The sequence below is a fragment of the Oceanospirillum sp. genome (assembly GCF_982874595.1).
In genome coordinates this window covers 1-12,089 of the sequence record NZ_CEYNZH010000067.1, presented here as the reverse complement: position 1 = coordinate 12,089, position 12,089 = coordinate 1, and the positions used below count along the sequence as shown (strand labels likewise).

General features: G+C 47.7%; 10 protein-coding genes. 5 read left to right on the top strand and 5 right to left on the bottom strand.

Annotation, left to right across the window (positions count from 1 at the left end):
* Window positions 1-468: hypothetical protein (locus AC4GL5_RS17125; protein ID WP_490384022.1), on the bottom strand; the 468-nt coding region annotated here is incomplete at its 3' end.
* A gap of 126 nt (window positions 469-594) precedes the next feature.
* Window positions 595-3,429, bottom strand: a complete 2,835-nt coding sequence (locus tag AC4GL5_RS17120; protein WP_490384021.1) for a DUF748 domain-containing protein — start codon at window positions 3,427-3,429, stop codon at window positions 595-597.
* A gap of 307 nt (window positions 3,430-3,736) precedes the next feature.
* Between AC4GL5_RS17120 and AC4GL5_RS17115 the strand changes: the two genes are divergently transcribed.
* The 3 genes from AC4GL5_RS17115 to AC4GL5_RS17105 all read left to right on the top strand — a co-directional run bounded on the left by AC4GL5_RS17115 (window position 3,737) and on the right by AC4GL5_RS17105 (window position 6,963).
* On the top strand, window positions 3,737-5,029 hold the full coding sequence (locus tag AC4GL5_RS17115; protein WP_490384020.1) for a DUF945 family protein: 1,293 nt from the start codon (window positions 3,737-3,739) through the stop codon (window positions 5,027-5,029).
* A gap of 216 nt (window positions 5,030-5,245) precedes the next feature.
* Window positions 5,246-5,662, top strand: coding sequence for a DUF2185 domain-containing protein (locus AC4GL5_RS17110; protein WP_490384019.1), 417 nt, complete (start codon window positions 5,246-5,248; stop codon window positions 5,660-5,662).
* 182 nt (window positions 5,663-5,844) lie between these two features.
* Window positions 5,845-6,963, top strand: a complete 1,119-nt coding sequence (locus tag AC4GL5_RS17105; protein WP_490384018.1) for a phosphoribosylaminoimidazolesuccinocarboxamide synthase — start codon at window positions 5,845-5,847, stop codon at window positions 6,961-6,963.
* Between the two features lie 87 nt (window positions 6,964-7,050).
* Here the strand turns inward: AC4GL5_RS17105 and AC4GL5_RS17100 are convergent, their stop codons facing one another.
* Window positions 7,051-7,779 carry a sulfite exporter TauE/SafE family protein gene (locus tag AC4GL5_RS17100; protein ID WP_490384017.1) on the bottom strand — a complete coding sequence of 243 codons (729 nt, stop codon included), beginning with the start codon at window positions 7,777-7,779 and terminating at the stop codon, window positions 7,051-7,053.
* Between the two features lie 171 nt (window positions 7,780-7,950).
* Here AC4GL5_RS17100 and AC4GL5_RS17095 point away from each other — a divergent pair, with 171 nt between their 5' ends.
* A complete protein-coding gene (locus AC4GL5_RS17095) occupies window positions 7,951-8,826 on the top strand; it encodes a LysR family transcriptional regulator (RefSeq protein ID WP_490384016.1) in 876 nt (291 codons plus the stop codon).
* A gap of 74 nt (window positions 8,827-8,900) precedes the next feature.
* Here the strand turns inward: AC4GL5_RS17095 and AC4GL5_RS17090 are convergent, their stop codons facing one another.
* Window positions 8,901-10,127, bottom strand: a complete 1,227-nt coding sequence (locus AC4GL5_RS17090) for an SPM autocatalytic domain-containing protein (RefSeq protein ID WP_490384015.1) — start codon at window positions 10,125-10,127, stop codon at window positions 8,901-8,903.
* Between the two features lie 141 nt (window positions 10,128-10,268).
* On the bottom strand, window positions 10,269-11,033 hold the full coding sequence (locus AC4GL5_RS17085; RefSeq protein ID WP_490384014.1) for a substrate-binding periplasmic protein: 765 nt from the start codon (window positions 11,031-11,033) through the stop codon (window positions 10,269-10,271).
* A 202-nt stretch (window positions 11,034-11,235) separates the two neighbouring features.
* On the opposite strand from AC4GL5_RS17085, the gene AC4GL5_RS17080 reads away from it, so the two are divergent.
* Window positions 11,236-11,976, top strand: coding sequence for a sporulation protein (locus tag AC4GL5_RS17080; RefSeq protein WP_490384013.1), 741 nt, complete (start codon window positions 11,236-11,238; stop codon window positions 11,974-11,976).
* Window positions 11,977-12,089 lie beyond the last annotated feature (113 nt).

Below are 12,089 nucleotides of genomic sequence, written 5' to 3'. Positions count from 1 at the left end.
ACGCAACAGCACAGAGTCGGCACTCATTACAATCTGTTCACCGTGAAATTCGATAGCATCAGACACATCATCCTGATCCATGGCCAACGCCATGTGGGTTTTGACACCTTCAACCGCCTTCAGCAAGCCGTAGCCCTTACCGGGTCCAACACCTTCAGGTGTCAGTGCATGGCGAATGTGGATCGCATGCATTTTCACCCAATCGGAATCTTCTGCACGCTGCACGGCTAGGTCGGCATGAGTACGAATCACAGCCGCTTCAGCACGTGCGGTGGTTAACAGTCCCTGCTGATCCGGTGCTTCAGGCCACTCCGTTGTAACGTGCCCAACATGAGCCATCGCCATTGGTCCCGCACCGGCTTCTTCATCATAACCGGCTTCAATTTCCTGAATATCATCACTAGCGCAACCGGCCAGCAGTGCTGCGGCTAAGGCCAAAGGCAGTAGTTTTCCGGCCTGCAGTTTCATCGGTATCTCCTTAAAATTCTTGGTCAGCCTGATAGGTTTCAGGAATCAAAAAGCGTCAGACCTTATTATTACTCATCAGGGAAGACTTTGCCCTGTCGGCAAAGGGTAATCCCTAGTTTTTGCTATTTAGGGTTTCAATAGCAGGGTAAAACGACTCTGCTGAATCTCAGCAGATTTCAGTTGTTTGCGGTGTTTCTTTTGTTCTGCCTGAGTGCACTGGTTGATTCGGGAAGCCAGCCCCTGTTCCGCAAAGAGCTTGCGCCATCGGGTCAGCCGGGTCTGATTGAGTGCTCTAAAGGCTGAATCTGCTTTATCCGCATCGCCAAGTTGCTTGAGCAGCTGTTCCCGCTCGGCATCAGACGACAGATAACAGTAGTGCAGATTAAACTCCGATTTATTTTCCAGAATACCGCCAACTTTCTGGGCATAGCCCTGCTGATCAACCGTAAAATCTTCCTGCAATGGGTTTAATAAAACAGGTTCAAGAGGAAGGGAGCCGCTTCTTAACAAACCAGAACCGACCTCTTTCAGAGTCAGTAAGGCACCATAAGGCTGTAGAGCATATTTCAGATACGCTACAGCCCCTTTCTGACTGGCAGCGAGCAGTAGTTCTTTTACAATAGCCTTAGTGCCTACCTTAAAATCTTTGCCTTTCTTGTCCAGATCGATACTGAGTTCAATACGACTGTCGGAATCTTCTAACAGTGAAAAAGCGGTTTGTAAGGGCAGGTTAAGATTTGCCTGAGAACCCTTCAGGGTCATATCAAGATTAGTGAAATCAAACCCTAAGCTGCCCTTGAGGCTTTGCGGGGTGATCGTCAGCTCTATTTTGTTATCCATCATTCCCTGAGCAAATACCACATCAGCGTAGTGTTCGCTGTAAGGACTGATATCAGGCAGGCTAAGGCCAGACTGCTCGATAGCCATCTTTATTTTGAGCGGAGTAGTTTGCAGTTCTCCCTTGACCTGCCAATGGCTTTGTCCATTCAGCCAGACATTCGCCAGCCAAGGAAAAGGTTCCCCCGCAGGATAGCGAGGCTGGCTGAGCTTAATCTCCTTCAACTCGATTTGTGTCAGTGGAGAATCCTCAAGATTAAGATCCGTGTAGCTAATCTGGTGGTTATTCAGTTGAATGGATTCACCTGAAAATCGGATCTGGTAGGGTGATGATTCAGCTTCTGCAATCCCGGTATTGTCTTCGCTGTTAACCTGCTGGATGCTTTTTTGATCCCGCTTTTCAGGTTCCATCTCTGCGCTATCGGACGCAACATCAGCCACCGCCTTTTTCGTCTGTTGCTGTTCTTTTGTCTGCTGCGGGCTGTCCTGCTGCTGATAGCTGACCGCGCCCTGACGAAGATTAAGCGCACCCGCCTCGATACTTGCCTCAAGCTGATCCAGATCTGCTATCAGCTGTTGCAGTGATAAAGCTTGCAACTGATAACTAAGATCTGGCCGATGCATATCAAAAGCACTTATCTGAAGCTGATCAAAAGAGAGCTGCGCCTTGGGCTCAACCTCAGACAAAGTAGCATCTGTTTTAAACTGGCTAAGTTGCAATGATTCAAACAAATAACGCTGTGCTGACTGACTAAAAGCGGCGGAATTCAGTTTTAGCTCATCCAATGTTAACTGTACCGGTGAATCAGCCTGGCTAAAGTCGGCCTTTGATTGCAACTGATTAAAAAGTAAAGACTGCAGCTGAAAACTCAGATTACCCTGATAGACACGAACATTATCAGATTGGAGTTGGCGGACTTTTAACTCTGTTACGGGTTTAGGGTCTGATAAATCAGCGATTTGTATATCAAGAGCTATCCCTTTGAGTGACAGTGTTTCAAAACTGTAGCCTTCCCGTTTATTCGTATCCGACTGCGCCTCGTCAATGCTGCCATCTGAATCTGAAGCCACCTCTTCTCTTGGTTGGCTGCTTACAGGGGCTTTCTGCTCAACATTAATCTCCTCAACCGGAACCGCGTCTGGGTCATCGCCAATAGCACTCTCATCAATACTGACCCCATCAGGACTAGCGTCGGCTGAACTCACTTCAACAATACTGAGATCTTCTGTGACCCCTGCTTCTGGTATCAAAGGCTGCCAGGCTACATGGGCTAACGCCAGATCACCCGAAAGCTGGGCCTGCAACCCGGTGCGCATCAAGCCACCACTGACTTCTGACTCAGGTAAACTTAACGATAGGGCAAGTTTTGTATTCAACGTGCCACTAAGCTCCTTGGGGAGTTGCGCTAACCAATCATGTCCCGGAGCAAAATTCTGCAACACGATATCAAAATTTGCCCGGGGCTTGGCCGAAAGTGGCGCAAGAGCACCCTTGAGATTCAGCTGTCCACCTGCGGTGGCCAACTCAACCTGTAAAGAGGAGCTTTTCTCAGGCTGGTCCGTGTGAAAAGGGCCAAACAACAATCTGTCCAGCTGAATATCTGGCAAGCCATCCTGCAAACTATCAACTGAGAAATCGCTGATCTGCAACGATTGAAGATGGATGGCAAGAGGGCTTTGTACAGCTGAGGCAGCTTCCGATTCGGGATCGGCCTCTGATGAACGGGCAGAAGAAAAAAGCTGTTGCCACTGTTTTAGCCCCAAGCCAGCCACTTGCCAGTCAGAATCCCCCTGACCTGAGCTTAACAGTTGATAAGAGATCTGCCCGCTTTCCATCAGGACGTAGAGCTCTATCGGCTTACCGGTTAAGAAGCCAAAACCGGAACGAACACTAATCTGATCAAGATTCAACGCGGCATCGCCCTCTCCCATCTCCAGGCCTTCAATCTCCAAAGCCAAAGGAAACCAGTTCAGCTCAGTATGAGAAACCGAGACCTTATAGGGACTGGCAAAATAATTCACCAAAGGGGTATGCCAGCCCAGACTTAAAGCGATCAAGATCAGAAAAAACAGAGCGACTAAAGCCACAATAAATGTGCGTAATCCCGAGATCAGGAATTTCATTTGCTCACAAAACTCTTTGCAATAACTATTGAAAAAAACAGGCAAACACTTTGAAATAACGGGCCTGCCACGTGAAGCTGAACATTTAATTGTACTGGTATTAATAAAGTTAAGATCAATTTCGGTTTATAAAGTTACTTAATATCGTTACCAATGTCAGTTATGAAGCGATGGTTTAAAAGAAGTACCACTGATCACACAGCGATAAAAGCACCAATCAAGGTACATATCACAACATTATCGGCTGCTTAATGCTAATTTATCAGCAAAATTTAGCCACCACCTTAAAGAAACAGGACGAACTGGAATGAATAAACGTACAGCAGGGATTTTAATTGGTGTTGGAGCAGTAGGTATTGCCGCTGCAGCCTATGTCCCGGTTAAAGTTGGTGACACGGCGCAACAACAGATTGAACTCGCTGTAGCTTCCGCTAATGCCAGCCAGGGATCAGCCGGCGTCGAAATTCAACTTAAAGATTATCAGAAAAACGCCTATGACAGCTCTCTGGTAACCCGCTTTATCCTAAAGGACCCGGCATTAGCCCGCATGGATGGTACAGCGCCTTACCTGGATATCAGGCATGAGATCACCCATGGTTTCACGAATGCAGAGTTCAAATCTGAAATCGTTGTTACCGACGAGATGAAAGAAAGCCTGAAAGATCTTGATGGTAAGGTTCCGCTGCACTTTGATGGCGTCATCTCTCAAAATAATTCCGTACTGAACACTTATATCGAAGGCTTTACGCTGACTCCGGATGGCAACACTATTCGCATGAAACCCGGCATTATCCGCCTGAACTACGATGCAGCGAAAGGAGCTTACGACACGAATGGCATCTGGAACGGTCTTAAGATGAATGCTGATGGCAATGTACTGACCATTGGGGAAACCAACCTTAAAGGTGAAGGCCAAAAGTATACTGAGCTACTTTGGACTTACAGCAACGCCATCAATATCAGCAATATGGATCTGACCTCTGATCGTGTTGAGATCAGTACTTCCTCTCTAAACTTCAAAGATAACCTGAGTATTCAGCAGCAGGATTCTGCACCTGAAACCGTTCATTATTCCGGTGACTGGTCGCTGGAAAAACTTCATATCGCTGAATTTGGTAAGACGCTTTATGATTTTGAGCCAAGCGGCTTTTCCTACTCGCTGACCGGCCCGACCGTCACGCAGATGGAATCATTGATGGAAATCGCCCAGAACCTGACGCCTGAAGATATGACACCTGAAGACGTTCAGACGATCCTGCCAGTATTTGCCGACGCACTTAATGCTGCAAAGTTCAGCCTGCACGACCTGAACGTGGTTACCCCTGAAGGCCGCATCAATGGTGATTTGGTTGTCAGCCTGGAAACCAATCAGGATGAACTGATCAAAGCGCTGAGTTTTCCACCGATTCTTACCCAGTATGTGAAGATGGAAAGCAATGCGGCTATCAGCAAATCTCTGTTCAACTCCATGCCTATTTTTGCAACCATGGCGATGCAGCTGAACCAGATGGGCGCCTATCGTGATGACGACGAAGATATGTTGCTTAATGCCCAGATGCAAAATGGTCAGATGGTGATCAATGACGTACCGATGCAATAACGCATCTCAGACGCCATCATTAAAAGGCGGGCTTTGTAAAGAGAATTTATTCTAAAATAATCAAAGTGTTAGCCTGAGAAAAAATGATAACGACGCCATCGGCAAATATTGCGGTGGCGTTTCTATTTGCCCGCAGGAAAATTCCGTTCTGCCCCCTTCTGTATTAGAATACCGCGGCATTCAGAACACTTAACACCAGACTAAAGCGAGCAACCTATGCGTACGCCAAACATCGACGATCCAAAGACCCCTGAACTGGAAACCAATCAAACCAAGAATGGTTTTTTATGCCTGGTTTCCCGCATGGTTATTGAAGAGCGTATGCCGATTCGTTTTATGTACAAAACCGTTCCGGATCATCTGAATGATACCGGCTGGCGTATGTACAGCGGTTATGAATCCGAAGAGTATCTGGAAGATGAGCTGAACAACATGATGACAGCCCCTCTGGATGCCATGTGCAAAGCCGACTCAACCATTACTGAGCTGGTGCAATACAACGCGGGTACCGTTTGGGAGCGCGTACCAGGATCGGCAGAGGATGGCTGGGAGCGTGTATACGACTATGTTATTCCCTCCCCTAACGTTGATGTGGAAATCACCAACGACCCGGAAGAATTCAAAAAGCTGTAACCCGGAAAATACTCCCGGAGCAGCCCCAGGAACAAGCCGCTCCGGAATCAGCATGCGTTACACTTTTCAGGACATAAAACTGCCTGACCTGATTTAAAGCCTTTCAGCCCGCAGCAACATCGAATATGTTTCTGATCTGAGAGGCTTCTTAATTTTGACCGTTTCTAACAGGAACTGATGCCATGAGCTCTGTAAACCCATCCGTTGCCAATCAGGTATTGGCGGTTAATAACGATCTGCCGATTCGTACCCATCAGTCGGTTCACAGCGGTAAAGTCCGCTCGGTTTACTGGCTGACGGAAGAAGACAGCCGTCGCCTGATCAAAGAGAAAGGTTACAACGTTCAGCCAGACGCCCCGCTGGCGATCATGGTGATCAGCGACCGTATCTCGGCTTTTGACTGCATCTGGCACGGCGAAGGCGGCATGCAGGGAGTTCCGGGCAAAGGTGCGGCCCTGAACGCGATCTCCAACCACTGGTTCAAACTATTCCGCGAGAACGGTCTGGCTGACAGTCATATTCTGGATATCCCGCATCCATTCGTCTGGATCGTCCAGAAAGCTAAGCCAGTGATGATCGAAGCGATCTGCCGCCAGTACATCACAGGTTCTATGTGGCGGGCATACAGCAAGGGCGAGCGCAACTTCTGCGGCATCGAACTGCCGGAAGGTCTGCAGAAAGATCAGAAACTGCCTGAACTGCTGATCACCCCATCTACCAAAGGCGTTCTGAAAGGGATTCCGGGTGTTCCTGAAGCGGATGATGTGAACATCACCCGTGACAATATCGTCGATAACTTTGCTGCCTTTAACTTCCGCAGCCAGGACGATATCGCTCAATATGAAAAGCTGCTGAAAGAAGGTTTCGGGGTGATCAGCGATGCGCTTGAGGCACTCGATCAGGTGTTCGTGGATACCAAATTCGAGTTCGGCTATGTAACCGATGCACAAGGCAACGACAAGCTGATCTATATGGATGAAGTGGGTACACCGGACTCTTCCCGCATCTGGGATGGTCCGGCTTACCGCGAAGGCAAGGTGATCGAGAAGTCTAAAGAAGGTTTCCGTCAGATGCTGCTGAACCACTTCCCGGATCCGGATATTCTGCTGAACAAAGACCGCATGCCGGAACGCGAAGCACTGGCCCGTGACAATGCCCTGCCACTGGACGCACTGATGGATGTATCCCGCACTTACATCGATATCGCGGAGAAAGTAACCGGCGAGAAGCTGGTACTGTCTGATAATCCGAAAGCAGAGATCATTGATATTCTGCGCGATCAGTACGGCCTGATTGATTAAACCTCAGATCAGCACTGACCTGATATGCAAAAGGGAGTCGATTAGGCTCCCTTACTCCCCCAAGCTGTAGCCAAGGTTAAAACGCTCTCATTTGAAAGCCAGCAGGTTCAAAACAGCCAGCATCGCCATGGCTCGAATCAGCCAACGAAACTGATACAAACTCATCCGCTGCATTACCCACCCTCCGATAACAGCACCGACCAATAAACCAGGAATACCAATCAAACTGGCCTGAAAAGTCTCACTATTCAGGAGTCCGACCTGAATCAGAACCGGCACCTTAGCCAAATTAATCAAGGTAAAGACCCATGCACGGGTAGCAACCCAGCCTGCTTTGTCCAGCTTTTGTTCCATCAGATAAAGGCTGAAAATTGGCCCCGCAGCATTACCAATCATACTGATAAAACCTGACATAAGCCCTACCACCTGCCCGATGAGAGGATATCGCATCCATTTAGCCGGACGATATTCCAGCCAGATACTCAGCAAAAGCATACCAATAATCAGCATGACCAGCATTCCGGTAAACTGCGATGCCGTGGTGTTCGCCAGTAACCACCCTCCCAGTACAACCCCCAAAATTGCCAATGGCAGCAGGTTGAATAACACCTTCAGATCCAACCCTTTTCGATAGCGGGTAATCGCCATCAGATCAGTGATGACATAAAGCGGGATAATGACTCCGAGCGCTTCGGGGCCAGGGAAGGCCAGCATGACCAGGGGCAAGATCAGAAGCCCCATCCCCCCGGTGGAAAACTTGGAAAAACCTGTCACAACAGCAGCCAAAGTAATCCATAACAGACTTAACTCAAACATCTTCCAGCCTCAATCAACTTAATCAGAATATGGATAATACCGGGCTATATGATCGAAAAATAACGACTTATTTCTATCAAAATAAATGATAGAAGCGATCATCAGCGATAGAATAAGTCTTTTTAAAGATGCTAAGCGAGTTCTTAATCCCCTATCTGAAGGGCCTCTGTGATGACCTATGAACAGCTAAAGGCTTTCGCGGCAGTCGTTGAAAGTGGCAGTTTTCGTGCTGCTGCTGAGAAACTGCATAAAACGCAATCCACTATCAGTTCTGCTATCGCCAATCTTGAACGCCAGTTCTCTTTGCAATTGCTGGACCGCAGCAACTATCGACCGACCCTGACACCTGAAGGGAAAAGCTTTTACCAGCAAACTAAGCGACTGCTACAGGAATCTGAATCATTAGAACGCCTTGGACATCAGCTCATGGATGGTACACCTCCAAGCCTTTCTATTGCCCTAAGTACGATGAGCGCACTGCCTGAAGGATTGAGCCAACTGAGACGATTTTGTGATCAATACTCCAGATTGCAGATGAATCTCAGCACTCAACATCTTTCCGGTTTATTAGAACAGCTGGATACCCATCAGGCGGAACTGGCTATCGGACCCAACACGGGGCTTAATCATCAATACGAATTTATTGAGATTTTTAAGATCAGAATCATCTGCGTCACAGCGCCAGGTTTATTACCGCCGGACACACAGCAGCCTGTCAGTCATGATCTTCTGAGACACAAACCACACATTCTGGTTGCTGATAGCGGCTCAAAACCCTTTGATCATGTGAATGTTATTCCCGGTGGGCTGCGTTGGTATGTCAACGACTATGTTGTTAAGCAGGCATTGGTTAAAGCGGGAATGGGATGGGCGAGAATTCCACAACATATGATTGAAAATGATCTGAAAGACGGGGCTCTGAAGCCCCTGGTGGTAGACAACTACGCCTCCGAAAGCGAGGTGCCTATCTATCTGATTCGGTTAAGAGCGGCAACGCATAGCCAGCTGGCAGAGGCGCTCTGGCAAACTCTTGAGGTGAATACCTGAGGGTCATCTTCCGGGCATCGGATCATGGAAAGGCTCCGGCATCAGAATAAACCGGAGCTTTCAAGCGGATAAAATCAAACCTTCAAATCAATCTGCTGCACCGAAGCAACCCCACCTGATTCCTTCAGAAACACACCAGACTCCCGCACATAGCCCTGAGTCCGGTTGGTATCATCGGTTTTCAACGCAAAAGGGGTTTGTTCCGATTTCAGATAGATAGCGCCGACATCTTTATCCAGTAAGGCATAGAGTTCACTTTCACCCTCACCTTTTGGCACCCAGACCCTCAACTGACTGAAAACGGCATCATTTTCATCAATAAAGCCATTCCCATCATCATCGTACTTCGCCAACTCTTCAAAACCATCACCGGTTTTCGCACCAAAAAGCTCATGTCCTGAATTAATAATGCCATCACCATTCAGATCCAGCGCCAGATAACCGGAGCCGGCCAATAATTCCGGCAAATGTTCATCAGTACCGTCAGCATCAAGGTCAAATTTAAAATGCAGCTTGTCGCTCAGGCCTACCGTCGGCCGGTCAAAATTGATCACCAGCGGATCTTTCAGGTTACCCTCAGAGATACTCATAAAACTCTCTGACTGGAAAGTTCGGCTCATACCGATATCCAGTGAAAGCTCCAGTTCACGACCATCGGCTGTTATTACCTTACCTTCAGCGGACATTCGAGTGTGCTCTTCCTCATGAAAGAAGGTTCGGGTGGTTAAAGTCACCTGCTGACCATTACGCGGAGGCCCCTCTCGCCCTCTGGCAGCCCGATCACTGGCCGGCTTGGTCGCATCTAACTGTTCGCCCAGGCCACGAAGCTTCTGCATATCCTTCAGGTCACGTTCAGACTGATCCAGATCCTCGACTGAAACAGTTAAACCAAACATCTGCTCCATCAGCTGAACAAAGGTCAGCATGCGAAGATCAGCAATGGTTTCCGCATCCAGAGGTGTAGCAGCTTCCAAAGATTCTGCGGTGACCTGATTGTCACCGCTCTTAAAACGCTCCAGCATCTCCTGACCGGGAGGGTTCGCATGTTCAAAGCCATTAGCATTGCCCTTACCGTTGCGCCCAGGCAAACGGTTATAGGTATCTTCGGCTTCTTCCTGAGAGTTATGAGCAGAGCCGTAATAGCTCAGAGAAACACGGGTCGCACTGTTTCTGCTCTGATAGGTGAGTGTTTCATCCTTGCCATCCACACGTTTGGTTACCTCCAGAGACTCTTCCCGGATCAATTGCTGGAAGGTCTCATGGGAGGAGCGCAGATTAAACTGTCCCTGTTGAATTTTCATAGCACACCTCAGATCCGGTACTTACCGGAAGTTAACCGATTAAAGATAAATAGCTCTTGGGTGATATCGGCAAGGGCGATAATATGATAAATGAATAATATTCAAGCAAAGTAACAGGTAGTTCCGAATAACAAGCTATTATCACTCCGCTAAATGGGCTGAAGGCAGGCGCTCAAATGCCCGTCGGACCTTCTCAATCAATTCCGGTGAAGAGTCCTGACTCATAGCCAGATACAGTGGTTTAGAAATAGCACTCAGCTCCCAGGCAACCGAAAAGTCCTGATGAGAATAGCCCAGACGCTGTACCCGGTAATTAAAAGAGTTAACCTCAGCAGGCATCAGATCAATATACCCTCGCTTGAGCATATGAACCCCACTTTCTTCCGTCGCGTAATTGATGGTTTTGATTCCCTGTTGCTTCAGGTATTCGCCTTTTACATCCCGGTTCAGGCTACCGGTCTTAAACCCATTCAACTGCTGCAGACTATTAATCTGAATATCGTGCCGTTCAGACAGGCGGAACAACTTCACATCAAAATCAATTAAAGACCCAATCCAATGAAATGACGCTTCACGCTCTGGAGTCCGGGCGATCAGAAAAATGAGTACATTGGGTTCTCGCATTGACACTTCATAAGCTCGCGCCCAAGGATAAACATCAATTTGGCTATCAAGTCCGGCTCCATCCAGAAGACTGCGCACTTTTTCAACAGCAATGCCTTCAGCACTACCACCAGCACTGTAGCTGTAAGGCGGGAACTCGGATGTGACCACTCTTAAGGGAGAAGCAGCCGTCGCATAATGTGTACCGAAAAAGATCAGAGTTAACAGAAAAAAGAAGCGGTCTGAAAATTTGGCTGCGATCCTGAATGGGATCTGAAAATAGTGACAGGATGTTAAATTCAAGAGTCAAACCCGAACAATTTAAAATAAAAAGGCATCCTAGTTGATCTGAAAAATTTCATCCACATAATTAGTATTAAGAATAGTATTGAAACCTTTTCCCTGGACAGATGACAAAGAAATATCAGATAAAACGGTAGGTTAGCTCTTTTTAAGCGATACAAAATACGCTTATAGTCTCTGTTTACAAAACCAAGGACACGCTATGTTAAAGAAAATTCTGGCCAGTGTTGGTATTGGCGGTACAAAAGTCGACACGTTACTTCATACTGAAACGCTGTGCCCCGGAGAGCGCTTTAGCGCAACGATTATGATCAAAGGCGGAGATACCGAGCAGGATATATCCGGACTGGATCTGACGCTGATGACTCGGGTAAAGGTTGAGCGTGATGACACCGAAATGGTCGTAAACAAAGCACTGACCCACTGGCATGTTGCAGATCGTTTCACGATACAGCCCGGTGAAACCCGAGAAATTCCATTTCAGGCTGAACTCCCGCTGGAAACACCGATCACCCATAATGGTGCCAGCCGAAACCAGACAAAAGTCTGGCTGGCGACAGGTCTGAATATTGATATGGCATTGGATGCCAAAGATAAAGACCCAATAGTCGTTATGGCAACATCAACACAAAATAAAGTCCTGCAGGCGATGGACGCCTGTGGTTATAGCCTGATGAAATCGGATGTAGAGGATGGAGCTGTTCGGGGACGAAATTTTCAGTCATCACTTGGCTGTTATCAGGAGCTGGAATACCGTCCAAACAAATTTGCCCTGTTTGGCCTCAATGAAGTGGAAGTGACGTTTGTTGCCACATCGGATCAAACCCACGTGCTATTAGAATTGGACCGTAATTTTGGTGGCGACAGCTACCGTTCCCTATCTCTGAGAAATGACGTATCTCAGGATGAGGTAACACAACAGGTGAGAAACTTATTAGGTTAAATACCTGCAATAAACATACTCTCGGCTGAAACTAACGGCAAGTTTTCGCCGAGAGATAGAGGTTCTTAGAGAAAAAATCAATACCAGCGTTCCGGGCGAACTTCAGCTGTCAG